This is a genomic window from Streptomyces sp. NPDC044044, assembly GCF_056434405.1.
This window is the reverse complement of record NZ_JBWKFG010000006.1, coordinates 570,009-594,902: the sequence shown is the minus strand read 5'-3', so window position 1 is coordinate 594,902 and position 24,894 is coordinate 570,009. Positions and strand designations below refer to the sequence as shown.

Below are 24,894 nucleotides of genomic sequence, written 5' to 3'. Positions count from 1 at the left end.
TCGTACGCGAGGTCGTACGCGAGGCCCGCTCTCGCACGCGCGGCCCTAGGCGAGCGCGACGAGCTCCCGGTGGTCCGGACCCCACAGATCCTCGGTCCCGTCCGGCAGGAGCAGCACGCGATCGGGCCGCAGCGCGTCGATGGCCCCTTCGTCGTGCGTCACCATCACGATCGCGCCCGGATACGTCCCCACCGCGCCGAGCACCTCGTCCCGCGAGGCCGGGTCGAGGTTGTTGGTGGGTTCGTCGAGGAGCAGGACGTTCGCCCCCGAGTGCACGAGCCCCGCGAGCGCGAGCCGGGTCTTCTCGCCGCCGGAGAGCACCGCGGCGGGCTTGTCGGCGTCGTCCCCGCGGAACAGGAAGGACCCCAGGACGCCCCGCACCTCACCGTCCGTGAGGCCGGGCGCGGCGGCGGCGAGATTCTCCCGCACCGTCATGCCGCCGTCGAGGGTGTCGTGCTCCTGCGCGAAGTAGCCGAGCCGGGCGCCGTGGCCGTGCACCACCCGTCCGCTGTCGGGGAGTTCGGCCCCGGCGAGGATGCGCAGCAGGGTGGTCTTGCCCGCTCCGTTCAGCCCGAGGACGACGAGCCGGCTCCCCCGGTCGACCGCGAGATCGACACCGCCGAGCACTCCACGCCCCCCGTACGCCTTCACCAGACTGACCGCACCGAGCGGAGTACGCCCGCACGGCGCGGGCCGGGGCAGCCGGATCCGCGCGACCCGCTCGTCCCTCCGCACGGGCTCGGTGGCGGCGAGCATCCGGTCGGCACGGCGGGTCATGTTCTTCGCGGCGGTGGCGGTGGCGACGTGCGAGCGCATCTTCTCCGCCTGGCTGCGCAGCGAGGCGGCCTTCCGCTCCGCGTTGGCCCGCTCACGGCCGCGCCGCCGCTCGTCCGCGGCGCGCTGGTCGAGGTAGGTCTGCCAGCCGGTGTTGTGCACGTCGAGACAGGCGCGCCCGGGGTCGACCACAAAGACGCGATTGACGGTGTCCGCGAGCAGCCCGACGTCATGACTGATGAGCACGAGCCCACCACTCCATGACCCCAGATACCCCCGCAGCCAGCCCACCGAATCGGCGTCCAGATGGTTGGTCGGCTCGTCGAGCAGCAGGGTGTCGTGGCGCGAGAAGAGGATCCGGGCCAGCTCGACGCGGCGCCGCTGGCCGCCGGAGAGGTGGCCCACCGGTGCGTCCATCATGTGCTCGGGCAGCCCGAGCCCGGCGGCCACGCGGGCGGCCTCCGCCTCGGCGGCGTACCCGCCCCGCGTCTGGAACGCGTCGTCCGCGCGCGCATAGGCGGCCATGGCCCGGCGCTGCTCGGCGTCGCTTCCGGCGGCGGCCATCGCGCTCTCGGCGGTACGCAGGTCCCGCGCCGCCCGGTCGAGGCCGCGGGCGGAGAGGATGCGGGCCGTGACGGTGCCGTGCGGGTCGGCGGCGGCGGGGTCCTGGGCGAGGTATCCGACGGAGCCGGTGGTCGTGAGACTGCCCGCGGCGGGTGGGACCTGCCCCGCGAGGGTCTTGAGCAGCGTGGTCTTGCCGGCGCCGTTACGGCCCACGAGGCCGATGCGGTCGCCGGGGGCGATGTGGAAGGAGGCGCCGGCCAGCAGGAGGCGGGCGCCGCCGCGGACGTCGATGCGTCGGGCGGTGATCATGAGGTAACGCTCCGCAGTAGCGAATGGACACACGGGTGACGTGGAGACCGGTGTCCTGGCTAGGAGATGCGGGGCGTAGACATACGACGAGGCTAGCGGGGCGGGCGCCGGGGCCGCACGCGGATTTCGGGCACCGTGCGAAGCCGCGCCCCACGGGGGATGATCGATTCCATGGACGTCACCCTCCACCTCGCCCAGGAGCCGGAAGCCGATGAGCTCCTCGGCCGCAGTCCGCTTGCGGCGCTCGTCGGGATGCTGCTCGACCAGCAGGTTCCGATGGAGTGGGCGTTCGCCGGCCCGCATACGATCGCGCGGCGGTTGAACGCGGACGATCTCGACGCGCATGAGATCGCGGCGTACGACCCCGACGCATTCGCGGCGCTGCTCTCCACCAAGCCGGCGGTGCACCGCTATCCCGGATCGATGGCGAAGCGGATCCAGCAGCTCTGCGCCTACCTGGTGGAGCACTACGAGGGCGACCCCACCGCCCTGTGGGAGGGCGCCGCCTCCGGCAAGGACCTCCTGAAGCGCCTGAACGACCTCCCCGGCTTCGGCAAGCAGAAGTCCCAGATCTTCCTGGCCCTGCTCGGCAAGCAGCTGGGCGTACGGCCTTCGGGCTGGCGGGAGGCGGCGGGGCCGTACGGAGAACCGGACGCGTACCGCTCGGTAGCGGACATCACGGGCCCGGAATCCCTCCAAAGGGTCCGCACCCACAAACAACAACTAAAGGCAGCAGCAAAGGCCCCCACCAACTAACCCCCTGGGCTCCAACCCCCGGCATCCTCCTGGACGAACAAGCCTTTCCCACCCACCCACCCGATTGCCCCGCGGTGGCAAGGGGGGCGGGTGGGGTGATCGCCTGGCGGGTGGGTGGGGGGAGACCCCTGCGGCAGGGAGAGCTAGTGGGCGGCCTGCGCCCGGAGGTCTGAACAGCACACGAGGGTGAGTGGGGACCCCTGCGGCAGGGAGGGGGTCCCCGGGCTCGGCCTGCACCCGAGGGCTGAACAGCGGACGAGAACGTACGGCAGTCGGGGTGGGTGTCGGCCGGGGGGCGCGTAGATCAGCAACGGCAGATGGACAGTCCGCGCGGTGTGGGGGCAGGCGGCGGGGGATTCCCTCAGGGCCCGTGGCGTGGGGGGTACAGCGGGGCACTGGCTGCTGGGCGAGCCGTGCAGGCCGACGGGGCGACGAGCCTCGGCGGGTGCGGTTCGGGACCCACGTACCCGTAGTCGGCAGCGGACGCGAGGGGACGGGCCGGTATGTCCGCCCGGAGCACGGTTCGCGGCGCTCCGGGGCCGAAGCAGCCCCACGGCCACCGGACGATAGCGAGGACGGACATACCGGCACGGCCCCGCACCCACACACGAACCAGCACCGCAGCAGCCCCCACGCACCCGCAGTCGGCAGCGAGACCCGAGGGGACGTGCCGGTATGTCCGCCCGGAGCACGGCTCGCGGCACTCCCCCGCCGCAGCAGCCCCACGGCCACCGGACGATAGCGAGGACGGACATACCGGCACGGCCCCGCACCCACACACGGACCAGCACCGCAGCACCCCCAAGACCCGGCGTCAGCCGCCCGCGGCGTTCCTAGCCCAAGAGGGCGGATCTCGGCGTCGGGCCATGCCAACAGGGTCCAGCCGGGGGACATGACCCCTCATGAGCCGCGCCGCGCCACCCCGCCCCGCGTGGCTCCGCGCTGCCCTCATCCTGCTGGCCCTCCTGGGCGCCGTCCTCGCCCCCGCGGCCCCCGCCGAAGCCGCCCCCGCCCCCGCCCCACCCGCGGCCGTCTCCACCGAGCCCACCGGCGAGGCCCACCAGGACACCGCCGACAGCGCACTCCGCGTCAACACAAGACGCCCCGCCCCCGCCGCCACCACCGCAGCCGCTCGCCGCCGCGAACCTCGCCGAAGCCACCCCCTCCCCACCCGCAGCCGTACCCACCTCCCCGCCCCACGCTCCGTCGTCCTCCGCTGCTGACAGTCCCCGCCCCGGACTGAACCCACCACCAGCATCGAACCGACGACAGGACAGACACCCATGCCCATCGACCCGTACGCGGCCCTGCACGCCCTCCTCCGCGCCGAAGCCGTACGCAACGCCCCCAACCCCGACGCCATCGCCCCGGCCCCGTCACAGACCGAGGACGACGAGGACCACGGCAAGAAGAAGCACAGCGCCGAGCAGAACGGCCGCTGACCCCGCCGGCCCCACCGGCGCAGACGCGGACGCCCCCGCCGGCCTCAGCGTCTGCGCCGAGCCGTCCCGAACACCGACCGCGAGATCTCCCGCCCGATCTGCGTCCCCAACGACCGCGCAAGCGACTTGAAGATCCCGCTCCCCACGACCTGATCAACGACAGAGCCGGAACCAGAGCCCTGCCCCTTGCCCCGCTCGCCCCGCTCCACGGACTTCTCCACCTCAGCGGCAGCGGAAGCCGCCTCCGCCTCCGCCCGACGCGCAGTCAACTTCTCGTAAGCCGACTCCCGATCCACCGCCTCCGCATACCGCCCGTACAACAACGACCCCTTCACCGCCCCCTCAAGCGCCCCCGCCTCCACCGGCCCCATCAACGACTCCGGCGCCCGCAACCGCGTCACCGCCACCGGCGTCGGCGCGCCCTTCTCGCTCAGGACCGTGATCACCGCCTCGCCCGTGCCGATCGCGGTCAGCGTCTCCTCTAGGTCGTACGCCGAGTTCGGGAACGTCCTGACCGTCGCCTTCAGCGCCTTCTGGTCGTCCGGCGTGAACGCCCGCAGCGCGTGCTGGACCCGATTGCCCAGCTGGGCGAGGACATCGCCGGGCACGTCCTTCGGCGTCTGCGTCACGAAGAAGACGCCGACCCCCTTCGACCGGATGAGCCGCACGGTCTGCGTGATCGCCTCCAGGAAGGCCTTCGACGCCCCGTTGAAGAGCAGATGCGCCTCGTCGAAGAAGAAGACGAGCTTCGGCTTCTCGACGTCGCCCACCTCGGGCAGGTCGTTGTAGAGATCCGCGAGGAGCCACATCAGAAACGTCGAGAAGAGCTGCGGCTTGTCCTGCACGGCGGGCAGTTCGAGCACCGACACGAGCCCACGCCCGTCAGGCGCCGCCCGCAGGAACTCGCTCGTGTCGAACTCCGGCTCCCCGAAGAAGTCGCCCATGCCCTGCGCCTCGAAGGCGGTCAGCGCCCGCAGGATGACGCCCGCGGTGACCGTGGAGAGACCGCCGATCCCCTTGAGCTCGGACTTGCCCTCGTCCGACGTCAGGAACGTCACCACGGCCCGCAGATCCTTCAGATCGACCAGTTCAAGCCCTTTTTGGTCCGCGTAATGGAAGATCAGGCCGAGCGACTGCTCCTGGGTCTGGTTCAGCTGCAGCACCTTCGAGAGCAGCACGGGGCCGAAGCTCGTGATCGTGGCCCGCACCGGAATCCCGGTACCGATCCCGCCCAGTGCGTAGAACTCGCTGGGGAAGCCCGTCGCCTCCCAGGTCTGCCCGACCTCCCGCGCCCGCTCGGCGACCTTCTCGCCGCTCTCCCCGGGGAGCGAGATCCCGGAGACGTCTCCCTTGACGTCGGCGAGGAACACCGGCACTCCCTGCGCGGCCAGCTGCTCGGCGATGAGCTGGAGGGTCTTCGTCTTACCCGTGCCGGTCGCCCCCGCGACAAGGCCGTGCCGGTTGAGCATGGCCAGCGGGATGCGGATCTGGGCGTCGGGCAGACACTGCCCGTCCCACAGGAGCGCGCCGAGATCCAACGCGGGCCCGCTGAAGGCGTACCCGGAGACGATCTCCATGGCTTCCCGCGGCAGAGCGGCACCCCCACTGACGACCTCGGCGGCCACCTCACCGGAACCCACCTCGCCGGAACCCACCCCACCGGAACCCGGCCCTCCGGTCGTCACCCCCGCGACCGGCGAAGACTCGTTAGAGGGGTTCGCGCTCCCCGTCGTGGACGGCATCGGCTGGCTGTCGCTCACTTCTGCCCCTGTTCCCGGCGTGCGTGTTCCCGGTTTGCCCTGATTTACGACGTCATTTCCCAGAGTCGCACTCCGTCTCCATGGCTGCGCCCGGAGAGCCTTGCCCGGTAGGCTTTCCGTGTGATCTTCAAGCGCATCGGAAACGGCCGGCCGTACCCCGACCACGGCCGGGAAAGCACCCGGCAGTGGGCGGACGTCGCGCCGCGCCCGGTCCGCCTCGATCAGCTCGTGACGACCAAGGGCCAGCTGGACCTGGAGACGCTCCTCGCGGAGGACTCCACGTTCTACGGCGACCTGTTCGCGCACGTGGTGAAGTGGCAGGGCGACCTCTACCTGGAAGACGGACTGCACCGCGCGGTCCGCGCCGCGCTCCAGCAGCGCCAGGTGCTGCACGCCCGCGTCCTCGAACTGGGCTGACCCCGGCGAACAGCCGCGACAAGGGACACCCACGCCCTCATTGACCCTTTCGGGTTGGACTGAGCCCAAGTCAATGATCATTTAGTAGGCATCACGGCGTCGTCGCACTACGCTGCGCCCATGAGCATGCTCACTCCCCCCGGCATGGGCGGCAAGTACCGCATCACGGGGGCCAAATATCCGCGTATGCGCCGAACCCGTGGCCGCCGCAGGATCGTGCTCGCGGTGGTCGCGTCCGTCGTCGCGGTGGGCCTGATCGGCTGGGGGACACTGCAGCTCATCGACGTCTTCACCGGCGGCAGCAAGGCCACGGCGGCGGGCTCGCGCAGCGACTGTGCCGCCGAGCCCGGCCCATCGGCCGAGCCGCCCGCCCCCAAGGCCCTGCCCAAACCGGGCCAGATCAAGGTCAACGTCTTCAACGCGACGCCCCGCGGCGGCCTCGCCAAGGACGTGGCGGCCGAGCTCAAGAAGCGCGGCTTCACCGTCGGCAAGGTGGACAACGCCCCGAAGGCGTACGACAAGAAGGTCAAGGGCACCGGGATACTGCTCGGCGCCAGGACCGCCACGGACACCGCCCTGCCGGTGCTCGGCACTCAGCTCGCGGGCACCGAGAGCCGGACGGACGCCCGCAAGGGCGGCGAGGTCGACCTCATCCTGGGCGCGAAGTTCAAGGATCTGGCAAAGAAAGAGGACGCCGACAAGGCCCTGGCGGTACTCGCCGAGCCCGAGCCGACGTCCTCGCCGTCCAGCGGCCGCAAGGACTGCTGAACCCCACGCCACGCTGTACGCCACGCCAGAAGGACCGCGGAGCGCTGCTCCGCGGTCCCGTGCACAGTGCAGCTCCGCGGTCCCGCGCGAGTGCTACTCCGCGGTGCCGTACATCCGGTCACCGGCGTCGCCGAGGCCCGGCACGATGTAGCCGTTCTCGTTGAGGCGCTCGTCGACCGATGCCGTCACGACCGTCACCGGCGTGCCCGCGAGCTCGCGCTCCATGACCTCGACGCCCTCGGGGGCGGCGAGCAGCACCACGGCGGTGACGTCGTCCGCGCCGCGCTTGATCAGCTCCTGGATGGCAGCGACGAGCGTGCCGCCGGTGGCCAGCATCGGGTCCAGGACGTACACCTGGCGCCCGGAGAGGTCCTCCGGCATGCGGGTCGCGTACGTCGACGCCTGCAGGGTCTCCTCGTCGCGGATCATCCCGAGGAAGCCCACCTCGGCGGTCGGCAGGAGCCGCACCATGCCGTCCAGCATGCCGAGCCCGGCGCGCAGGATCGGTACGACCAGGGGGCGCGGGTAGGACAGCTTGACGCCGGTGGTCGGGGTGACCGGGGTCTCGATGTCGACCTGCTCGGTGCGCACGTCCCGGGTGGCCTCGTACGCGAGCAGGGTGACCAGCTCGTCGGCGAGGCGCCGGAAGGTGGGGGAATCGGTGCGCTTGTCGCGCAGCGTGGTGAGTTTGTGCGCCACCAGTGGGTGATCGACGACGTGAATCCGCATGCCGTCAACAGTAACCGCGCCCTGAGCCCCCCGACCGCTCCCGGGACCGCCCAGGCTGCTCCGGCGGCAGTCGGCCACACCCCCGCTCCTGACCCCCGAGAACACCTCGCGCTGGCATCAAACCCGCCGTACGGGGGAAAGTGGACGTACGACCTGGGGTGGTGTTGCCCATGCCGGACAGAGAGCCCGGCGGCCGAGAGCCGGACCGCGAGACCGAAGCCGAGCGCCGGCGCCGCCGTGCCCAGTTCCTGCACGAACGGGCCGAGGCCATCGAGCTCCGCGACCGTGTGAAGCCGCGCCGCGCCCGGGCGGCACGGATGCGTCAGCAGATGCGTATGCGCACGTTCCGCTGGTAGCTGCCGCGTCTTGGCCACCTCTCACGCAGGCACCGGAGAGCCGTCCGTGGAACGCGACGCGGACACAGCGGGCGGAAGACCTCTCCTCGGGCCGTGGTTTCTGCCACGATTCCGAGTGGGCGGGGCTTGGAACAGCAACTCCCCCGCTCCCCGAACTCGCCGGGGGGACACCCAAACCGTCAACCGGCACTGTCTATGACCAGTGGGAGAGTCACGGTGTACTTCGCCGCACTGCTCGCGCGCACCGAAGACGGGTGGGAAGCGAGCGACACGGAGCTCGACGATGTGGAGACCCTGTCGGATCTGACCGACCTGGCCCGCGAGGCCACGGCCGGCAGCGCTGAGGACGACACCGTCCTCGTCTTCATCGAACAGGAGGACGCCTGGTTCGGCGTCGTCCGCGTCGACGGTGAGGAGGACCCTCGTATCTACGTCTCGGACGCGGCCGCCGCCGCCCGGAGTTCGTACGGCGAGATCCTGCTCACCGACGAGATGCTCGGCCGTGAGCCGGGCACCGACGACCCGGGTGTCGACCTGGACGCCCTCGACCTGGACGGCACGGAGGACGGCGAACCCGCCGAGTCCGACGCCGCCCCCGATTCCGCCGCCGACGACGATGACACGGGGGAGACCCCGGGCGACGCGGTGCCCGCGGGGCCCCTCGGCGACCCGGAGCTCCTGACCGACCTCGGCGTGCCCGAGAAGGAGCTGCTCGGCCTTGAGCCCGGTGACGCGCTCAGCGACATCGCCGAGATCCTCGGGGCGGCGGAGGTGCTCGAGACAGTCCGCTAGGTTCCGGGTGTGACCGACCGGAACGACCACGACCACATCACCCCGCCCGAGACCGACCGAGAAACCGGCCGCGAGAACGGCCGAGAGACTGGCCGAGAAGCCGATCCCGTACGCGACCGCTGGCGGGCGCCCATGCGGCTCGCCCTGGCCGAGGCCGAACTGGCCGTCCGGGGCGGCGATGTGCCCGTCGGCGCCGTCGTGCTGTCCCCGGACGGCACGACGGTGCTCGCGGCGGGCCACAACGAACGTGAGGCGACCGGCGACCCGACGGCGCACGCGGAGGTGCTCGCCCTGCGCAGGGCAGCGGCAGCGCTCGGCGAGTGGCGTCTGGCCGGCTGCACGCTGGTGGTGACCCTGGAGCCCTGCACGATGTGCGCGGGCGCCCTCGTCCAGTCCCGCGTCGACCGGGTCGTCTACGGAGCGCGTGACGAGAAGGCGGGCGCCGCGGGCTCGGTCTGGGACGTCGTACGCGACAGAAGGCTGAACCACCGCCCCGAGGTGATCCAGGGGGTCCTCGCGCAGGAGGCCGCGGGGCTGCTCACACGCTTCTTCCGCGGGCGCTGAGGGGCGTCGGCCAAACGGATTTCGGACCACGGCCCACTTTGGGCTAGAGTTCCTCTCGGTAGCGTGTCCGAGCGGCCGAAGGAGCTCGCCTCGAAAGCGAGTGTGGGGAAACTCACCGTGGGTTCAAATCCCACCGCTACCGCTCTTGATACGAAGGCCCCGTCCGCGAGGACGGGGCCTTCGTCGTTCCCGGGGCAGGCCGCCGGCAGGCAAAGCCGCCCCCGCACGCACGAGAGCCCCGGCGCCGCGAAGGCGCCGGGGCTCTGACCCGCCTTGGACGGGGGAAGCGGCATCGGGGGGACAAGCCGCTTCCCCCGATGAGGACTGGAACCCTCAAGCCGGCGCCGTCGTTCGGGGGAAGCAGACGGCGCGTGGCCCCGCAGTGGGGCCAGTCCCGTGCCCGCGGATTCCTGCCAGATCCGCTGGGGCACATCACCAATCCTGCGCCTCGCGCAACCGGGAGCGGCCCGGCAAAGGGCCTCTGCTGCCGGGCCGTTGGTCCTTAAAGACCCCGTGAGGACGTGCCGGGTTAGACTCTCGCCCGTCACAGGGGTCACAGAGCGCAGCAGGTAAGGGGAGGCCGGGAGCGTGGCGGTGCAGTGGAAAAAGATCGGGCTCTTCGCGCTCGTCGTCTTCATGCTCTACGTGATCATCACTGACCCGGCCAAGGCCGCGGACTATGTGCAGATAGGCTTCGAGGCGGTTTCGGACGCCGCTCAGAGCATCGGCGACTTCATGACATGGGTCGCCAACGGAGGCAAGGACTGAGCGGTTCGCCCGCCGTCCTCCACCTCCTCTCCCCGCTTCCCAGGAGTGCGCATGATCCGCCATCTGGTCCTCTTCAAGCTCAACGACGGTGTGGAGCGCGACGAGCCGCGCGTCGTCGAGGGAGTCAAGGCCTTCCGCGCGCTCGGCGAGCAGATCCCGGAGCTCTCGTTCTGGGAGTGCGACTGGAACATCACCGACCGGCCCATCGCGTACGACTTCGCCATCAACTCGGCGGTCGAGGACACCGATGCGCTGAAGCGCTACATCGAGCACCCCGCCCACCAGGCGGGCGTCGCACTGTGGCGGGAGTTCGCCACGTGGGTGATCGCGGACTACGAGTTCTGAGCCGGCCGGCTCAGCAGCCCTGCGCGAAGCGGGCCCCTCACCGGAACGGTGAGGGGCTTTTCTGCGTCTTACGGCCCAACTTGCCCCTCAACACGTAGTTATCGGGTGCTTGCACACAGTGCACATGTCTTGTGATGCTATGACCGCTTTTGACGGATGAGTTGACCAGGGTCGGCTGATCTTGACTGAGCTCGACAGGACTTGACTGGGCTTGACCGAGAAGGGGTGGCGTTGACCGTGCCGGCCAGTACTGCGCCCGAAGCACCACCCGTGACCCCGCAAGCGAGCAGCCCCGAAGCACCGAGCACCCCCAGCACCCCCAGCACGGGCGCCCCGGGCCTCCAGGACGTGCACGACTCACAGGGCGGACAGGGCGGACAGGGTCCGCAGACCGCCCGGTCCACTTCCAGCAGCAGGGGCGCCGACACCCGGGCCCTGACGCAGGTGCTCTTCGGCGAGCTCAAGGAGCTCGAGCCGGGCAGCCCCGAGCACGGCCGCGTCCGCGGCGCGCTCATCGAGGCCAACCTGCCCCTCGTGCGGTACGCCGCCGCCCGCTTCCGCAGCCGCAACGAGCCGATGGAGGACGTCGTCCAGGTCGGCACGATCGGCCTGATCAACGCCATCGACCGCTTCGACCCCGACCGCGGAGTGCAGTTCCCGACCTTCGCGATGCCCACCGTGGTCGGCGAGATCAAGCGGTACTTCCGCGACAACGTACGAACGGTCCATGTGCCGCGCCGTCTTCACGAGCTGTGGGTGCAGGTGACCGGGGCGACCGAGGACCTCACCACGGCGTTCGGGCGCTCGCCCACGACCTCGGAGATCGCCGAACGCCTGCGCATCACCGAGGAGGAGGTCCTGGCCTGCATCGAGGCCGGACGCTCGTACCACGCAACGTCGTTGGAGGCGGCCCAGGAGGGCGACGGCCTTCCCGGTCTGCTCGACCGGCTCGGCTATGAGGACCCCGCGCTCGACGGCGTCGAGCACCGCGACCTCGTCCGCCATCTCCTCGTCCAACTGCCCGAGCGCGAACAGCGCATCCTGCTGCTGCGCTACTACAGCAATCTGACGCAATCACAGATCAGCGCCGAATTGGGCGTTTCTCAGATGCATGTGTCAAGACTGCTGGCCAGAAGCTTCGCGCGACTTCGATCCGCAAATCGTATCGAGGCGTAACCGTAACGAGTGGACTGCTCTCACAGCGGTTCCCGACGTTCCCCTGAGCAGAAAAGCCCCAGACCCCCTCTTTCCTGCATCGATGTCACTCTTATTTGTCGACATGTAACTACAGCGTGTTGCCGACATGTGACATTCTGCTGGAACCGCGTTTGCCGCAGTCCCACGTCCGGTATTCAGGTGGAGGCTGCGTTCCTCCGACGGGAGCGTCCGCCGTGACCGTCCGCGACCTCAAGGGGGTGGCATGTCCGCAGACCAGGGCAGCTCGAAGGTGCTCACGCTCACGAAGAGCGAACCGGCGCCCGACGCGCTTGTGAGTTCAGTTGTGACCGGGGCTCCCGGCGCCATCGACACCCGCACCCTGTCCCGCTCCCTGTTCCTGCGGCTCGCCGCACTCGACAAGGACAGCCCGGAGCGTGTCTACGTAAGGGACACGCTGATCGAGCTCAATCTCCCTCTCGTCCGGTACGCGGCGGCCCGCTTCCGCAGCCGCAACGAACCGATGGAGGACATCGTCCAGGTCGGCACGATCGGTCTGATCAAGGCGATCGACCGCTTCGACTGCGAACGGGGCGTGGAATTCCCGACGTTCGCGATGCCGACGGTCGTCGGTGAGATCAAGCGCTTCTTCCGCGACACGAGTTGGTCGGTGCGCGTGCCGCGCCGCCTCCAGGAGCTGCGGCTCGCGCTGACGAAGACGAGCGACGAGCTGGCCCAGAAGCTGGACCGCTCGCCGACCGTGCCCGAACTCGCCAAGGCGCTCGGGGTGTCCGAGGAGGACGTGGTCGACGGCCTGGCCGTCGGGAACGCGTACACCGCCTCGTCGCTCGACTCGCCCGCCCTGGAGGACGACGGCGGCGAGGGCTCCCTCGCGGACCGTCTGGGGTACGAGGACAGCGCCCTTGAAGGCGTCGAGTACCGCGAGTCGCTCAAGCCGCTGCTCGCGAAGCTCCCGCCGCGCGAGCGCCGCATCATCATGCTGCGCTTCTTCGCGAACATGACGCAGTCGCAGATCGGCGAGGAGGTCGGCATCTCGCAGATGCACGTCTCGCGCCTGCTCACGCGCACGCTCTCGCAGCTGCGTGAAGGGCTCATCGCGGACTGATCGCACTCCCCCTGTGGCTCAACGCGCCGCAGGGGGACAGGAGTTGCTGACGGGGTTCCTAATTGACGGACCGTCAGCCACACTGGCGCGATGCGACGTGGCATACGGAACGTACTGGGTGCGTCCACGGCTGTCCTGTGCCTGGGCGGCCTCCTTGCGGCCTGTGGCAGCGGGGACGGCGACGGCTATGTGGCCACGGGTCCGGCCGCGGCGGGCCCTGAGCGGGCCGCGGGCAAGGGTGTCGCCCCCACCGGTGACGTGGAGTTGGTTCCGCTCGACGGCGAGGCGCCTCCCGGCGACGGCGGCGGCGACGGCGAGGGCGGCGGCGACGGCTCCGAGGCCCCGGGGCCGAGCTCTTCGGGCGACTCCGCCGACAAGCCCGCGGGCGGCAAGGCCGGTTCGGGCTCCCCGGCCACCCCGAACGGCGATGACTCCTCGGCCGATGGCGCCAAGCCCGGTCGCACGGAGGGAAGTTCAGCGGGAAGCCCGGAGGGCGGGACGAGCGAAGCCCCAGCCACCCCGTCCGGGCCCGCCACCAGCACTGGACCGAGCGGACCCGCGAAGCTCGGCGTCGGCGAACCGCAGCGGAAGGCCGCGGCCGATCGCTGGTGCGAGAAGGTGACCGTCTCCTTCAAGAACACCGGTGGATCACCGGTGCGCTCGGGCACGGTCACCTTCGGGACGCACGTGATCGGCGCGCTCGGCGTCGACTGGGCGACGATCGAATCCACGGAGAAGCTGCCTGCGCCGGTCGACGCCGGGAAGACCGTGAAGAAGACCTGGACCGTGTGCGTCGAGGCGTGGCGGGTGCCGCTGGGGATGCATGTGGAGACGCGGGACGTCTCCGTGAAGTGGAAGTAGGGGGTCTTCTTTACCTGCGGGCCTGCGGACCTGCGGACCTGCGGGCCCATGTGGCTGAGCGCGCAGTTCCCCACGCCCCTACAGCGCCCCGGCGGGGCGCTCCGGGTCGTCCTTTACTTCAGCGCCAGCCACGCCACTCCCGCCACCACCACGATCGCGAGTACGACGCCGATGATCAGGCCGATGCGCGGGCCCGCGGGCGCCGCCGCCGGCTGCTGTGCCCGGCCCTGCGGGGACTCGTCGACGAAGGCGCGGAACATCTGCGTGCTGCCGGCGGGGTCGGGGGTGTTCTGGGGGCCCTGGGGGTTGTGTGCCATAGCGCAGGACCCTAGCGAACCATCGGGGGTCGGCCCAACCCCCGCTGACCACTGACTTTACGAGCGCGGTCCCAGACCTTTGCCGACTCTTTAGGGCGTTGGTCCAGTTTTAGTTTGCCTGCGGCAACCAACTGTCTCTATCGTTGCCCTAAGCAACAACATAGGAGGTGCCGTGGCCGCGCAGCGTCAGTACGAGGAGCTGGCCCGACAGCTCAGCGCCATCGGTGCGGTGAAGCGAGGCCTCGGTAGGGGTCTGCCCCACGACTGCCCCGGTGGATCGGCCGCCGTACTCGTCCTGCTCGACCGGCACGGCGCGATGCGGATGAGCAGGCTCGCCGAGCTGCTCGCCGTCGACATGTCGGTGACCAGCCGGCACGTCGCCCATGTCGCGGAGAAGGAGTGGATCCGCCGGGATCCCGACCCCGCCGACAAGCGCTCCCGCATCCTGAGCCTCACGCCCCAGGGCAGGACCAAGCTCGAAGAGCTGAACGAACTGTCGATCAAAACGCTCACCCACTACTTGCATGACTGGTCGGACGACGAGGTCGTCCAGCTCAGCACGCTGCTCGCGCGACTGCGCGACAGCTTCGGGGACTGCCGTGCGGCTTCGGCCCGGCTCCCCTTCGAAGAGACCACCCGTACACCCGCGTAACGAAGAGGAAGCCCATGGCAACAACCACACCATCCGGTGTGCGGGGCAGCCACGCCAAGCACGGAGCGGCGCACGACTCCGGTGCTCCGATGACGCACCGGCAGATCATGGAGGCCCTTTCCGGCCTGCTGCTCGGCATGTTCGTCGCGATCCTGTCGTCGACGATCGTCTCCAACGCCCTGCCTGAAATCATCGGCGACCTGGGCGGCGGCCAGTCCGCCTACACCTGGGTCGTCACCGCGTCGCTCCTGGCGATGACGGCGACCACGCCCCTGTGGGGCAAGCTGTCGGACCTCTTCAGCAAGAAGGCCCTGGTCCAGATAGCCCTGATCATCTACGTCGGCGGTTCGGTCGTCGCCGGTCTCTCGCAGAGCGCCGAGATGCTGATCGCCTGCCGTGTCGTGCAGGGCATCGGCGTGGGCGGTCTCTCCGCCCTCGCGCAGATCGTGATGGCCGCGATGATCTCCCCGCGCGAGCGGGGCCGCTACTCCGGCTACCTCGGCGCGACCTTCGCCGTCGCCACCGTCGGCGGCCCGCTGCTCGGCGGTGTCATCACCGACACGTCGTGGCTCGGCTGGCGCTGGTGCTTCTACGTCGGTGTGCCCTTCGCGATCATCGCCCTGATCGTGCTGCAGAAGACCCTGAAGCTGCCCGTCGTGAAGCGGGACGTCAAGGTCGACTGGGGCGGCGCCTTCTTCATCACGGCGGCCGTCTGCCTGCTCCTGGTCTGGGTGACCTTCGCGGGCGACAAGTACGACTGGATGTCCTGGCAGACCGGCGCCATGGTCGGCGGTTCGATCGTCCTCGGCCTGCTCTTCCTGCTCGTCGAGTCCAAGGCGAGCGAGCCGATCATCCCGCTGCGGCTCTTCCGCAACCGCACCATCACCCTCGCCTCGCTCGCCTCGCTCTTCGTGGGTGTGGGCATGTTCGCGGGCACGGTGTTCTTCAGCCAGTACTTCCAGCTGGCGCGCGACAAGTCGCCGACGATGTCCGGCGTCATGACGATCCCGATGATCGGTGGCCTGTTCATCTCCTCGACGGTGTCGGGCCAGATCATCACCAAGACCGGCAAGTGGAAGGTCTGGCTGGTCGCCGGCGGTGCGCTCCTGACCGCGGGTCTCGGCCTGCTCGGCACGATGCGGTACGACACCGAGTACTGGCACATCGCGATCTTCATGGCCCTGATGGGTCTCGGCATCGGCATGATGATGCAGAACCTGGTGCTCGCCACGCAGAACCAGGTCGCTCCCGAGGACCTCGGCTCCGCGAGCTCCGTCGTCACCTTCTTCCGTTCCCTCGGTGGCGCCATCGGCGTCTCGGCGCTCGGCGCCGTGATGTCGACCCGCATCACCGACTACGTGAAGGACGGCCTCGCCGACCTCGGCCCGAAGGCCGCGCAGATGGGCCACGGCGGCACCGGCGGAGGCGGCATCCCGGACCTGGACAAGCTCCCGGCCCCGTTCCGCACGGTCATGGAGAGCGCCTACGGGCACGGCATCGCCGACGTCTTCCTGATCGCCGCCCCGCTGGCCTTCCTCGCCTTCCTGATCACGATCTTCATCAAGGAGGTTCCGTTGCGTACGTCAGGTGCGCTGGCCCAGGCCGCCGAGTCGGCCGAGGCCCCGGACACCACCCCGGCGGCGGCCACCCCGGCCTCCGCGGCCGCCACGGCCGCCGACCAGCAGCCGGTCCTCGCCTCCGTCGGCGCGCACACCGAAGCGGGTCCCGACGGCACGCAGAAGCTCGCCGCCGTGGCCTCATCGGCCGCCGGTGAGGCTCCCCCGCAGGCCATCGGCGGCGGCACTCCGGTGCACGGCTTCGTCCGCGGCGCGGAGAGCGCTCCGGTCCCGCGGGCCGCGGTCACGCTGATCTCCCTCGGGGGACGCCAGCTGGGCCGTGCGGTCGCGCAGGGCGACGGGTCCTACGCGGTCGACGCCCCCGGCGCCGGTTCGTACGTACTGATCGCGTCGGCCGACGGCTTCCAGCCGCAGGCCTCCACGATCGTCGTCTCCGACGAGGCCCTCGCGTACGACATCCTGCTGAGCGGCACGAGCGGCCTCAGTGGTGTGGTGCGGGCCTCCGACGGCAAGCTGCCGGTCGGCGGCGCGATGGTCATCGTGACCGACGTCCGCGGCGACGTCCTGGCCACCGGGCTCACCGGTGAGCAGGGCGAGTTCACCTTCGCCGAGCTGGTGCCCGGACAGGTCACCATCGCGGTGAACGCCGCGGGGCACCGTCCGATGGCGCTGCCCGTCGAGGTCGGCGCGGTCGGCGTCACCCGGGTCGAGGTCGAGCTCAAGGCCGGTTCGCAGGTGCTCGGCACCGTGCGGGCCAAGGGCGGGCCGCTGAACGACGCGCGGGTCACCCTCGTGGACGCGGCGGGCAACGTCGTCTCCACGGCGACCACCGGGTCGGACGGCGCGTACGCCTTCACCGACCTGGACAACGGCGAGTACACGGTCATCGCGACCGGTTACCCGCCGGTGGCGACGGGCCTGACCGTCTCCGGTGAAGGTGTCGGCGACCACGACATCGAACTCGCCCACCCGGGCGAGTAGTTGACCCCGGCCCGTGCGCGCGCTTCGAGCGGATGAGTGCGCACGGGCCGGTTGTGGAAAGGGCCCCCGGGTTGGTGGTGACGTACACGGCAGGGGACGGCCGTGTCACCGCCGCCGGGGGCCGCACTCTTTTTGAGCTTGGCAGCAAGGAGAAAAACGGGATGGGACTCAGCGCTCGGATCCGGACGCGTGACGGGTGGGCGGTGTCGCACGCCGTCGTCACCCTGACGGACATGACCGGCGCGCAGGTGCTGCGCGCCGCGGCGGACGGGGACGGTGTGGTGCGCGATGCGGCCGACCTGTCCCCTGGCCCGTACACCGTGATCGTCACCGCGGTCGGCTATGCGCCCGTGGCCTCGACCGCGCTCGTCACGGCGAGCGGCCGTGCCGAGGTGGGCAACATCGTCCTGGCCCGGCAGGGCGGCACCGAGCTGCCGCCGCCGGGTCCCTGGACCATCGACCCGGCGCACTCGACCGTGGGCGCGGTCGCCCAGCACCTGGGGATCACCAGCGTGCACGGGCGGTTCACGGAGTTCGGGGGGCGGGTGGAGATCGCCGAGGACGTGGAGAAGTCGCGTGTCGAGGCGGTCATCAGGTCGGCGTCCATCGACACCGGCAACGGCATGCGGGACGGCCACCTGAAGTCGCCCGACTTCCTGGACGTCGAGCAGTACCCGGAGCTCGTCTACCGGTCGACGGGCCTGACCCCGGCTGGTTCGGACCGCTGGACGGTGCACGGTGAGTTGCAGATGCACGGTGTCGTACGGCCGGTGGACCTGGACCTGAGCTACCTCGGCACGGGGGCGGACCCGTGGGGCGGGACCCGCGCGGCGTTCCGCGCCACGGCGGAGCTGCGCCGGGAGGACTTCGCGATGAACTACAACCAGGTGGTGCAGGCGGGCATCTCGGCCATCGGGACCACCCTGCGAGTGGAGCTGGACATCCAGGCTGTGCAGGGGGATGGGTTGCCGCAGGTGTAGTGGGGGCGGCGGGCGGTGCGGGTCTGGTTCGTGGGTGGGTGCGGGGCCGTGCCGGTATGTCCCCTCCCGTGCGCTCCCGACTGCGGCGAATCACCGATCGCTGCGGGGCAATCGGGTGGGTGGGCGGGAAAGGCTTGTTCGGTCAGGGGTGGATGCGGGGGACGGGTGAGTGGTGGGTGAGGTACACGCTCCACCCGCCGCCCGCGGCGTATCGTGCCGCGCATGGCACCCAATATCGCTAGCAACACCGCCGTATCCCTTGATGAGTTGCTGGACTTCGTCCGCCCCCGGCACCGGGCCGTCCTGCTCACCGCGAGGGCGGACGGGACCCCGCAGGGATCGCCCCTGACCTGCGGGGTCGACGACTCCGGGCGGATCGTGGTGTCCACGTACCCGGAGCGGGCCAAGACGCGGAACGCCAAGCGGAATCCGCGGGTCAGCGTCATCGTGCTCAGCGACGAGTGGAACGGCCCCTGGGTCCAGGTCGACGGCACGGCCGAGGTCATCGACTCCCCGGAGTCGGTGGAGCCGCTCGTCGAGTACTTCCGGAACATCTCCGGTGAACACCCGGACTGGGACGAGTACCGCGAGGCCATGGTGAAGCAGGGCAAGTCCATCATCCGGATCACCCCGGAGAGGTGGGGCCCGGTGGCCACCGGGGGCTTCCCCGCGTCGAAGGCCTAGAGGCCCGCTACAGGGTCGCCTCGATGCCCGCCACCAGCAGGTCGAGCGCCACCCTGAAGTCCAGCTCCCACATCTCCTCGACCGTGGACCCGCCCCGCGCCTCCATCATGTCGGCGGAGCTGTGCAGGGTCTCCTCCAGGGCAGGATGAGCGCTGACCGCGCCCATGGCCTCCTTGAAGTACTCCCCGGGAGTGAGCCCCGCCGCGGTGCACCGCGCGATGTAGTGGCCCTGGACCGTGCCGAATCCGTACACGAACTGGAAGACCGCGGCGATGGCACCGGCCTGCTTCTCCACCGGCAGGCCGGTCCCGCGGACCACCACCTGCACGGCGAGCGCGAACTTGATCCAGTTCGGCCCGATGTTGAGGAAGTTGCCGACGAGCGGCGACACCCAGGGGTGCCTGACCAGCAACTCCCGGTACTCCTGGGCCAGTTCGCGCAGCCTCTCCTGCCACCCGTCGGCCGGGGCCGCGTCCGGGTCGGGCAGGGTCATCTCCCCGGCCGCCGCGTCCAGGGCCAGTTCGAGGAGGTCGTCCTTGGTGTCGACGTACCAGTACACGGACATCGCCGTGACGTTCAGTTCCGCCGCAAGGCGCCGCATGGAGAACTTGGCGAGGCCCTCCTCGTCCAGGAGGCGGACCGTGACCTCGGTGATGCGGTCCCGGTCGAGGCCCGACGGCTGATCACTCCTGCGGCCCGCACCGTTCCGGGGGGCTTTGCCCTCCAGCCAGACGCTGGTCCGCGCGGGGCGCTTCGCGCGGTCGGCTGCCTTCGCCATGGCGCACCTTCCTGGTCATGAGCTCTTGTTACCGGTACTGGTACCGGTCGTGCGGGGCGGGCGACAGAACGGAATCAGCCAGTCCATCGCCCACCCGTCGATGCTATGCGGACGCCGCGGCGCGGTCCGCCTTCGCTGAGTCTGCCCTCTCCGCGCGCTTCAGCAACGCGGCTGCCAGCAGACCCCCGACGAGCACGGCCACCGCGCCCACCAGCTGGCTGGTCTCCAGGCCCGAGGAGAACGCGTCCGCGATCCTGGTGCGTTCGGCGTCCGATCCCGCGGCCGCGAGCGCCGCGGGCAGCGAGACCGCCGAGACCGTGACGAGTGAGGCGAACCGTGAGTTCAGGACAGCGCCGAGCACGGCGACGCCCAGACCGTTGCCGAACTCCGCGAGCGTGCCGTTGACGCCCGCGCCCACACCCGCCTTCTCCGGCGGGATCGCGCTCATGATCGCGTTGGCCATGGCGGGCATGGCGAGCGCGATGCCCGCGCCCATCACGATGAGGCCGGTCAGCATCCCGGTGTAGTTGTCGCCGCCGAACAGGGCGATCCCGGCGAGGCCCGCGGAGAGCAGGGTCATGCCGATGGCGATCGTCGCGGGCGTGCTCGTGCGCTTGAGGAGGCGCGCGCCGAGGCCGGTGAGGTTGAGCGCGACGACGGTGACCGCCATCGGCGCCGTGCGCAGGCCCGCCTCCAACGGCTCGTACCCGAGCACGAATTGGAGGTGCTGGGTCAGCAGGAACAGCGAGCCGCCCATGCCGAAGGCGACCAGGATGGCGCCCGCGACCGCTCCGATGAAGCGCTGGTTGCGGAAGAAGTGCATGTCCAGCATGGGGTACGGGATCCGCAGCTCCCAGAAGACGAAGATGCCCAGGACGACCACGCCCACCGCCGCCGCGACGAGCACCTGCGTCGACGTCCAGCCGTGCTCCGGGCCGGAGATGATCGCGTACACGACCGAGGCCATGCCGATGGTCGAGAGCAGCGCGCCGAGCAGGTCGGGGCGGTCGCCCTGCGGGTTCTTGGACTCGGGGACCAGCTTGATGACGGCGGCGAGCGCGAGGAGCACGACGGGGATGTTGATCAGGAAGATCGCGCCCCACCAGAAGTGGTTGAGCATGACCCCGCCCATCAGCGGGCCGAGCGCGAAGCCGAGGGAGTTGACGGTCGACCAGAGGCCGATCGCCTTCATCCGCTCGCTGTCGTCGAAGATCTGCACGACCACCGCGAGCGTGGTGGTGATCAGGAGCGCGCCGCCGATGCCCATTCCCGCCCGCGCCGCGATGAGCTGCCCGGAGGACTGGGAGAGGCCCGCGACCAGCGAACCGACGCCGAAGAGCACGAGGCCCGCGGTGAGCATCTTCTTGCGGCCGTAGCGGTCGGACGCGCTGCCCGCGGTGAGCAGCAGGCCGGACTGGACGAGCGAGTAGGCGTTGATCATCCACTGGATGTCGGCCGTGGACGCGTTCAGTTCCTCGGTGAGGGAGGGGATGGCGACGTTCAGGACGGTGTTGTCCAGGAGGACGGTGAGCTGGGCGAGGCAGATGACGCCGAGGATCAGCCAGCGCTGGGGGTGCCCTTGTGGGGCTGTGGGGGTCTCGGCGGTCGTCGTTGCCGTCATGCCTCCCTCTCCTTCTGCTTATACGGTGTACGTGTGGTCAGCGACGTACACCGTAAAGCATTTCCCGTACGGCGTACAAGATGGTTTCCGGCAGACATGGCAGGCAGCGCGGACGGGGCCGACCGCGGCGTGCGGTCGGCCCCGTCCGAACCCGTCCGAACCCGTCCGGACCCGTCCGGTCCCGTCCGGTCCGTCAGCCGTGGGTCAGCTCTTCGGCTGGGTCAGGTCGTAGAACGTCGCGCTGCCGACCGTGACCTTCTTGAAGGTGTCCTCCACCCAGGAGGTGATCTTGGAGGAGGTGCCGCTGTCGCCGCCCATGCCGCCTCCCATGCCACCGCCCGAGATGAAGTAGTGGACCTTTCCGTCCTCGACGTACTGCTTGAACTGCGCGAGGGTCGGGGACGGGTCGCTGCCGTTGAAGCCTCCGATGGCCATCACCGGGTCGCCCGTGGAGAGCTGGTAACTCGCCGCGTTCTGCGAGCCGATGGCCGCCGCCGCCCAGGTGTAGTCGTCGGCGTTCTCCTCCAGGAGCTTCTTGGCCTTGCTGCTCACCTGGGCGCCGTTGAGGAGGCCGCCCATGCCGCCGCCTCCGCCCATGCCGCCGCGCTCGCCGGTGCCGGGGAAGCCGCCCTGCTGCTTGCCCTGCTGACCCTGCTTGCCTTGCTGGCCCTGCTGGCCCTGCTGGCCCTGCTTGCCCTGCTGGCCCTGCTGGCCCTGGGAGTTGGCGCCCTGCTTGCTGTTCTGGCCGGTCTGGCCCGGGGGCTGGCCCATGCCGCCGCCGTTCTGGCCGCCGCCGTTCTGGCCACCCGTCGGGGGCTGCATGCCATTGCCCTGCTGCCTCGGCGGCTGCATCCCGCCACCACCGCCACCGCCGCCGCCCGGCCTGCCGCCCCCGCCACCGCCGGGCCCGCCCATGCCGCCCGCCGAAGCGGGACCCGCGGTCACGATCGACCCGGTGTGCGCGCTGTTCACGGTGGAGAGGGTGTACGCGACAGGACCCGCCACGGATGCGGCGAAGCTCAGTCCCACCGCCGCGACGGCCAGTTGGCGCCCGAGCCTGGCCGCGAGCAGCAGGCCGAGCGCGCCCACGAGGCCGCCGACGAGCACCGCCCAGCGCAGCCACGGCACGTAGTCCGGTGTCCTGCCGAGCAGGGTGTACCCCCACCACGCCGTCCCGGCGACGGTCACGCCGAGCAGCGCGCCCGCCCACCACTTGGCGCGCTCCTCCCACAGGACCGTGGCGCCCATGCCGATCAGCGCCGCGATGTAGGGGGCGAGGGCGATCGTGTAGTACTGGTGGAAGATCCCCGCCATGAAGCTGAAGACGGCCGCCGTCATCAGGAGCGCACTGCCCCACGCCACGAACGCCGAGCGCGCGGTGTCGGTCCTGCGGGCCTTCCAGGTGAGGATGATGCCGCCGACGAGCAGGATCAGCGCGGCGGGGATCAGCCAGGAGATCTGGCTGCCGACCTCGGAGCTGAACATCCGCCCGAGCCCGGTCTCGCCCCACTGGCCACCACCACCGCCGCCACCGCCGGGGCCGCCGCCTCCGCCCACGCTGCCGGTCTCCTCGCCGTTGATGCGGCCGAGGCCGTTGTAGCCGAAGGTCAACTCAAGGAAGGAGTTGTTCTGGGATCCGCCGATGTACGGGCGCGAGGAGGCGGGCCACAGTTCCACGACGGCCACCCACCAGCCGCCGGCCGCGATCATCGCGAGCCCGGAGAGGGCGAGCTGGCCGAAGCGCTTGCGCAGCCGCACGGGTGCGCACACCGCGTACAGGACCGCGAGCGGCGGCAGGATCAGGAATGCCTGGAGCGTCTTGGCCAGGAAGGCGGCACCGACGGCGACGCCCGCCCACACCAGCCACTTGGTGCGACCGTGCTCCAGGGCGCGCAGGACGCAGTACACGGTGACGGTCATCAGGAGCGCGAGGATCGCGTCCGGGTTGTTGAACCGGAACATCAGCGCGGCGACGGGCGTGAGCGCCAGCACCGCGCCCGCGATGAGCCCGGCCGCCGGGCTGAAGCGGCGGCGCACGGCCGCGTAGAGGACGCCGACCGTCGCGACCCCCATGAGCACCTGCGGGGCAAGCACCGCCCAGGAGTTGAGCCCGAAGAGGCGTACGCACAGGGCCATCGGCCAGAGCGCGGCCGGGGGCTTGTCGACGGTGATCGCGTTGCCCGCGTCGAGCGAGCCGAAGAACATCGCCTTCCAGCTCTGGCTGCCCGCCTGGACGGCCGCGGAGTAGAAGGAGTTGGCGTAGCCGGAGGCGCTGAGGTTCCAGAAGTAGAGGACCGCGGTCGCGAGCAGCAGGCCCAGGAAGGCGGGGCGCGCCCAGCGCGGGTCGTCGGGGCGTCCGCGCCAGAGCCGCGCGGGCAGGGTGCGCGGACCCCGGTGGGCACGCTCACCCGGCGCCGCGTGCAGCGGCGCGGACGGGTGGGAAGCGGGCGGGTGGGAAGCGGGCGGGTGGGAAGTCGTCGTCATCGTGCGTTCCTCGGGTCGTGTGCGTAGGTGAGCTCGTACGAGGACGGGGCGTCCGGCGGCGCCGCGTCGGAGCCCCGGTCCGGGAACACCCACGCCCGCAGCAGCAGGAACCGCAGCACCGTCGCCGCGAGGTTGGCCGCTATCAGGACGGCGAGTTCCGTGGAGTGGGACGGGTCGCCCGAGGCCGCGCCCAGGGCGGCCAGTGAGCCACTGGTCAGGGCGAGCCCGATGCCGAACACGACCAGGCCCTGTGCCTGGTGGCGCATCGCGCGGTCACGGCCGCGCACCCCGAAGGTCAGGCGCCGGTTGGCCGCGGTGTTGGCGACCGCCGACACGAGGAGGGCCAGCGCGTTGGCCACCTGCGACCCCGAGAACGTACGGAAGCCGGAGTACAGGAGCAGATAGAAGAGCGTGGAGAGCGCGCCGACCACGCAGAAGCCGACCAGCTGGCGGGCGAGGCCGCCCGGTACGCCGGGCAGTTGGCGGTCGCGCGGGTCGTCCCCGAAGGGGCGCGCGAGGCGGTCGAGCGGGAGCGCGCCGACCGCGAGGGCGCGCCCGACCCGCCACACCCCCTTGAGGTCGTCCGTGGCCGTCCTGACCAGGTGGACCGTGGAGTCCGGGTCGTCGACCCAGTCGACCGGCACCTCGTGGATGCGCAGGCCCGCGCGCTCGGCGAGCACCAGCATCTCCGTGTCGAAGAACCACCCGGTGTCCTCGACCAGCGGAAGCAGCACCCCCGCCACGTCACCCCTGATCGCCTTGAACCCGCACTGGGCGTCGGAGAAGCGCGCGTGCAGGGAGCCGCGCAGGATGAGGTTGTAGCTGCGCGAGATGAACTCCCGCTTGGGGCCGCGCACCACGCGCGAGCTGCGCGCGAGCCGGGAGCCGATCGCCAGGTCCGAGTGCCCGGAGATCAGCGGAGCCACCAGCGGGAGCAGCGCGTTGAGGTCGGTGGACAGGTCCACGTCCATGTAGGCGAGGACGGGGGCGTCCGATGCGGACCACACGGCGCGCAGGGCACGCCCGCGCCCCTTCTGCTCAAGGCGCGTGTGGCGGACCTCCTCGCTCGACTCCGCGAGCCGCGCCGCCACCTCGGGGGTGCGGTCCGTGGACGCGTTGTCCGCGATCGTGATCCGGAAGGGGTAGGGGAAGGTGCGTACGAGATGGTCGTGCAGGCGCAGCACGCACGGTCCCAGATCCTTCTCCTCGTTGTAGACGGGGATCACGATGTCCAGGACGGGCACGTCGCGCCATCCGGCGGGAAGGTGGGCCCGCGCCGGCAGAGGGACCGAGCAAGCGCCGCCCGGGGAAGAGTCGGTTTGCATGACACCGAC

The 24,894-nt window shown here is 70.7% G+C and carries 25 protein-coding genes and 1 tRNA gene; 18 read left to right on the top strand and 8 right to left on the bottom strand.

Annotated elements, in window-relative coordinates; all coding sequences use genetic code 11:
• Positions 1-45: 45 nt before the first annotated feature.
• Positions 46-1,647, bottom strand: a complete 1,602-nt coding sequence (locus AC07AG_RS25225; RefSeq protein WP_478757830.1) for an ABC-F family ATP-binding cassette domain-containing protein — start codon at positions 1,645-1,647, stop codon at positions 46-48.
• A gap of 171 nt (positions 1,648-1,818) precedes the next feature.
• Between AC07AG_RS25225 and AC07AG_RS25220 the strand changes: the two genes are divergently transcribed.
• From AC07AG_RS25220 to AC07AG_RS25210, 3 genes are all read left to right on the top strand, one after another.
• Positions 1,819-2,403, top strand: a complete 585-nt coding sequence (locus AC07AG_RS25220; protein WP_478757828.1) for an HhH-GPD-type base excision DNA repair protein — start codon at positions 1,819-1,821, stop codon at positions 2,401-2,403.
• Between the two features lie 902 nt (positions 2,404-3,305).
• Complete coding sequence (locus tag AC07AG_RS25215; RefSeq protein WP_478757826.1) at positions 3,306-3,626, top strand: hypothetical protein; 321 nt, start codon at positions 3,306-3,308, stop codon at positions 3,624-3,626.
• Positions 3,627-3,686: 60 nt separating this feature from the next.
• Entirely contained in the window at positions 3,687-3,845 is a 159-nt protein-coding gene (locus AC07AG_RS25210) for a hypothetical protein (protein ID WP_478757825.1), read from the top strand.
• 44 nt (positions 3,846-3,889) lie between these two features.
• Here AC07AG_RS25210 and AC07AG_RS25205 read toward each other — a convergent pair whose 3' ends face one another.
• On the bottom strand, positions 3,890-5,422 hold the full coding sequence (locus AC07AG_RS25205; RefSeq protein WP_478757932.1) for a helicase HerA-like domain-containing protein: 1,533 nt from the start codon (positions 5,420-5,422) through the stop codon (positions 3,890-3,892).
• 303 nt (positions 5,423-5,725) lie between these two features.
• Between AC07AG_RS25205 and AC07AG_RS25200 the strand changes: the two genes are divergently transcribed.
• Together AC07AG_RS25200 and AC07AG_RS25195 are read left to right on the top strand one after the other, a co-directional pair.
• Positions 5,726-6,022: a type II toxin-antitoxin system VapB family antitoxin gene (locus AC07AG_RS25200; RefSeq protein ID WP_003955420.1), complete on the top strand. Its 297-nt coding sequence runs from the start codon at positions 5,726-5,728 to the stop codon at positions 6,020-6,022.
• A 120-nt stretch (positions 6,023-6,142) separates the two neighbouring features.
• Complete coding sequence (locus AC07AG_RS25195) at positions 6,143-6,790, top strand: LytR C-terminal domain-containing protein (RefSeq protein WP_478757824.1); 648 nt, start codon at positions 6,143-6,145, stop codon at positions 6,788-6,790.
• A 93-nt stretch (positions 6,791-6,883) separates the two neighbouring features.
• Here AC07AG_RS25195 and upp read toward each other — a convergent pair whose 3' ends face one another.
• Positions 6,884-7,519, bottom strand: a complete 636-nt coding sequence (gene upp, locus AC07AG_RS25190; RefSeq protein WP_135331553.1) for a uracil phosphoribosyltransferase — start codon at positions 7,517-7,519, stop codon at positions 6,884-6,886.
• Between the two features lie 170 nt (positions 7,520-7,689).
• Between upp and AC07AG_RS25185 the strand changes: the two genes are divergently transcribed.
• The 9 genes from AC07AG_RS25185 to AC07AG_RS25145 all read left to right on the top strand — a co-directional run bounded on the left by AC07AG_RS25185 (position 7,690) and on the right by AC07AG_RS25145 (position 13,486).
• Positions 7,690-7,875 (top strand): hypothetical protein, encoded by a 186-nt coding sequence (locus AC07AG_RS25185; protein ID WP_160505980.1) that lies wholly within the window; start codon positions 7,690-7,692, stop codon positions 7,873-7,875.
• Between the two features lie 216 nt (positions 7,876-8,091).
• Positions 8,092-8,667, top strand: a complete 576-nt coding sequence (locus tag AC07AG_RS25180; protein WP_478757823.1) for a tRNA adenosine deaminase-associated protein — start codon at positions 8,092-8,094, stop codon at positions 8,665-8,667.
• Positions 8,668-8,799: 132 nt separating this feature from the next.
• Entirely contained in the window at positions 8,800-9,231 is a 432-nt protein-coding gene (gene tadA, locus AC07AG_RS25175) for a tRNA adenosine(34) deaminase TadA (RefSeq protein WP_478757931.1), read from the top strand.
• Between the two features lie 57 nt (positions 9,232-9,288).
• A tRNA-Ser gene (locus AC07AG_RS25170) sits at positions 9,289-9,373 on the top strand.
• Positions 9,374-9,819: 446 nt separating this feature from the next.
• Positions 9,820-9,999: a hypothetical protein gene (locus AC07AG_RS25165; RefSeq protein ID WP_160505981.1), complete on the top strand. Its 180-nt coding sequence runs from the start codon at positions 9,820-9,822 to the stop codon at positions 9,997-9,999.
• 51 nt (positions 10,000-10,050) lie between these two features.
• On the top strand, positions 10,051-10,344 hold the full coding sequence (locus AC07AG_RS25160; protein WP_249589009.1) for a Dabb family protein: 294 nt from the start codon (positions 10,051-10,053) through the stop codon (positions 10,342-10,344).
• Between the two features lie 237 nt (positions 10,345-10,581).
• Entirely contained in the window at positions 10,582-11,520 is a 939-nt protein-coding gene (locus tag AC07AG_RS25155) for an RNA polymerase sigma factor SigF (protein WP_478757821.1), read from the top strand.
• Positions 11,521-11,764: 244 nt separating this feature from the next.
• Entirely contained in the window at positions 11,765-12,625 is an 861-nt protein-coding gene (locus AC07AG_RS25150) for an RNA polymerase sigma factor SigF (RefSeq protein WP_249589008.1), read from the top strand.
• Positions 12,626-12,715: 90 nt separating this feature from the next.
• Positions 12,716-13,486, top strand: coding sequence for a hypothetical protein (locus AC07AG_RS25145; protein ID WP_478757820.1), 771 nt, complete (start codon positions 12,716-12,718; stop codon positions 13,484-13,486).
• A 113-nt stretch (positions 13,487-13,599) separates the two neighbouring features.
• Here the strand turns inward: AC07AG_RS25145 and AC07AG_RS25140 are convergent, their stop codons facing one another.
• The gene (locus AC07AG_RS25140) at positions 13,600-13,803 is read right to left on the bottom strand and encodes a hypothetical protein (protein ID WP_249589006.1); all 204 of its coding nucleotides are present in this window, start codon (positions 13,801-13,803) and stop codon (positions 13,600-13,602) included.
• A 172-nt stretch (positions 13,804-13,975) separates the two neighbouring features.
• Between AC07AG_RS25140 and AC07AG_RS25135 the strand changes: the two genes are divergently transcribed.
• The 4 genes from AC07AG_RS25135 to AC07AG_RS25120 all read left to right on the top strand — a co-directional run bounded on the left by AC07AG_RS25135 (position 13,976) and on the right by AC07AG_RS25120 (position 18,677).
• Positions 13,976-14,455: a MarR family winged helix-turn-helix transcriptional regulator gene (locus AC07AG_RS25135; RefSeq protein ID WP_249589005.1), complete on the top strand. Its 480-nt coding sequence runs from the start codon at positions 13,976-13,978 to the stop codon at positions 14,453-14,455.
• Positions 14,456-14,544: 89 nt separating this feature from the next.
• Complete coding sequence (locus AC07AG_RS25130) at positions 14,545-17,013, top strand: MFS transporter (protein ID WP_478757930.1); 2,469 nt, start codon at positions 14,545-14,547, stop codon at positions 17,011-17,013.
• Positions 17,014-17,174: 161 nt separating this feature from the next.
• On the top strand, positions 17,175-17,993 hold the full coding sequence (locus AC07AG_RS25125) for a YceI family protein (RefSeq protein WP_478757817.1): 819 nt from the start codon (positions 17,175-17,177) through the stop codon (positions 17,991-17,993).
• Between the two features lie 222 nt (positions 17,994-18,215).
• Positions 18,216-18,677 carry a PPOX class F420-dependent oxidoreductase gene (locus tag AC07AG_RS25120; protein ID WP_478757815.1) on the top strand — a complete coding sequence of 154 codons (462 nt, stop codon included), beginning with the start codon at positions 18,216-18,218 and terminating at the stop codon, positions 18,675-18,677.
• A 7-nt stretch (positions 18,678-18,684) separates the two neighbouring features.
• On the opposite strand, the gene AC07AG_RS25115 is transcribed toward AC07AG_RS25120, so the two are convergent.
• The 4 genes from AC07AG_RS25115 to AC07AG_RS25100 form a co-directional block, all read right to left on the bottom strand.
• The gene (locus AC07AG_RS25115) at positions 18,685-19,455 is read right to left on the bottom strand and encodes a TetR/AcrR family transcriptional regulator (RefSeq protein WP_478757814.1); all 771 of its coding nucleotides are present in this window, start codon (positions 19,453-19,455) and stop codon (positions 18,685-18,687) included.
• A 103-nt stretch (positions 19,456-19,558) separates the two neighbouring features.
• Positions 19,559-21,076 carry an MFS transporter gene (locus AC07AG_RS25110; RefSeq protein WP_478757812.1) on the bottom strand — a complete coding sequence of 506 codons (1,518 nt, stop codon included), beginning with the start codon at positions 21,074-21,076 and terminating at the stop codon, positions 19,559-19,561.
• Positions 21,077-21,280: 204 nt separating this feature from the next.
• Positions 21,281-23,560 (bottom strand): ArnT family glycosyltransferase, encoded by a 2,280-nt coding sequence (locus tag AC07AG_RS25105; RefSeq protein WP_478757810.1) that lies wholly within the window; start codon positions 23,558-23,560, stop codon positions 21,281-21,283.
• Complete coding sequence (locus tag AC07AG_RS25100; protein WP_478757809.1) at positions 23,557-24,885, bottom strand: bifunctional glycosyltransferase family 2/GtrA family protein; 1,329 nt, start codon at positions 24,883-24,885, stop codon at positions 23,557-23,559. The genes AC07AG_RS25105 and AC07AG_RS25100 overlap by 4 nt, the downstream gene beginning before the upstream one ends.
• Positions 24,886-24,894 lie beyond the last annotated feature (9 nt).

What these genes read in the sequence shown, in the direction of transcription:
- AC07AG_RS25225 (WP_478757830.1), bottom strand. Translation starts at nt 1,647, where the DNA reads ATGATCACCGCCCGACGCATCGACGTCCGCGGCGGCGCCCGCCTCCTG.
- AC07AG_RS25220 (WP_478757828.1), top strand. Translation starts at nt 1,819, where the DNA reads ATGGACGTCACCCTCCACCTCGCCCAGGAGCCGGAAGCCGATGAGCTC.
- AC07AG_RS25215 (WP_478757826.1), top strand. Translation starts at nt 3,306, where the DNA reads ATGAGCCGCGCCGCGCCACCCCGCCCCGCGTGGCTCCGCGCTGCCCTC.
- AC07AG_RS25210 (WP_478757825.1), top strand. Translation starts at nt 3,687, where the DNA reads ATGCCCATCGACCCGTACGCGGCCCTGCACGCCCTCCTCCGCGCCGAA.
- AC07AG_RS25205 (WP_478757932.1), bottom strand. Translation starts at nt 5,422, where the DNA reads ATGGAGATCGTCTCCGGGTACGCCTTCAGCGGGCCCGCGTTGGATCTC.
- AC07AG_RS25195 (WP_478757824.1), top strand. Translation starts at nt 6,143, where the DNA reads ATGAGCATGCTCACTCCCCCCGGCATGGGCGGCAAGTACCGCATCACG.
- upp (WP_135331553.1), bottom strand. Translation starts at nt 7,519, where the DNA reads ATGCGGATTCACGTCGTCGATCACCCACTGGTGGCGCACAAACTCACC.
- AC07AG_RS25185 (WP_160505980.1), top strand. Translation starts at nt 7,690, where the DNA reads ATGCCGGACAGAGAGCCCGGCGGCCGAGAGCCGGACCGCGAGACCGAA.
- tadA (WP_478757931.1), top strand. Translation starts at nt 8,800, where the DNA reads ATGCGGCTCGCCCTGGCCGAGGCCGAACTGGCCGTCCGGGGCGGCGAT.
- AC07AG_RS25160 (WP_249589009.1), top strand. Translation starts at nt 10,051, where the DNA reads ATGATCCGCCATCTGGTCCTCTTCAAGCTCAACGACGGTGTGGAGCGC.
- AC07AG_RS25150 (WP_249589008.1), top strand. Translation starts at nt 11,765, where the DNA reads ATGTCCGCAGACCAGGGCAGCTCGAAGGTGCTCACGCTCACGAAGAGC.
- AC07AG_RS25145 (WP_478757820.1), top strand. Translation starts at nt 12,716, where the DNA reads ATGCGACGTGGCATACGGAACGTACTGGGTGCGTCCACGGCTGTCCTG.
- AC07AG_RS25140 (WP_249589006.1), bottom strand. Translation starts at nt 13,803, where the DNA reads ATGGCACACAACCCCCAGGGCCCCCAGAACACCCCCGACCCCGCCGGC.
- AC07AG_RS25130 (WP_478757930.1), top strand. Translation starts at nt 14,545, where the DNA reads ATGACGCACCGGCAGATCATGGAGGCCCTTTCCGGCCTGCTGCTCGGC.
- AC07AG_RS25125 (WP_478757817.1), top strand. Translation starts at nt 17,175, where the DNA reads ATGGGACTCAGCGCTCGGATCCGGACGCGTGACGGGTGGGCGGTGTCG.
- AC07AG_RS25120 (WP_478757815.1), top strand. Translation starts at nt 18,216, where the DNA reads ATGGCACCCAATATCGCTAGCAACACCGCCGTATCCCTTGATGAGTTG.
- AC07AG_RS25115 (WP_478757814.1), bottom strand. Translation starts at nt 19,455, where the DNA reads ATGGCGAAGGCAGCCGACCGCGCGAAGCGCCCCGCGCGGACCAGCGTC.
- AC07AG_RS25110 (WP_478757812.1), bottom strand. Translation starts at nt 21,076, where the DNA reads ATGACGGCAACGACGACCGCCGAGACCCCCACAGCCCCACAAGGGCAC.
- AC07AG_RS25105 (WP_478757810.1), bottom strand. Translation starts at nt 23,560, where the DNA reads ATGACGACGACTTCCCACCCGCCCGCTTCCCACCCGCCCGCTTCCCAC.
- AC07AG_RS25100 (WP_478757809.1), bottom strand. Translation starts at nt 24,885, where the DNA reads ATGCAAACCGACTCTTCCCCGGGCGGCGCTTGCTCGGTCCCTCTGCCG.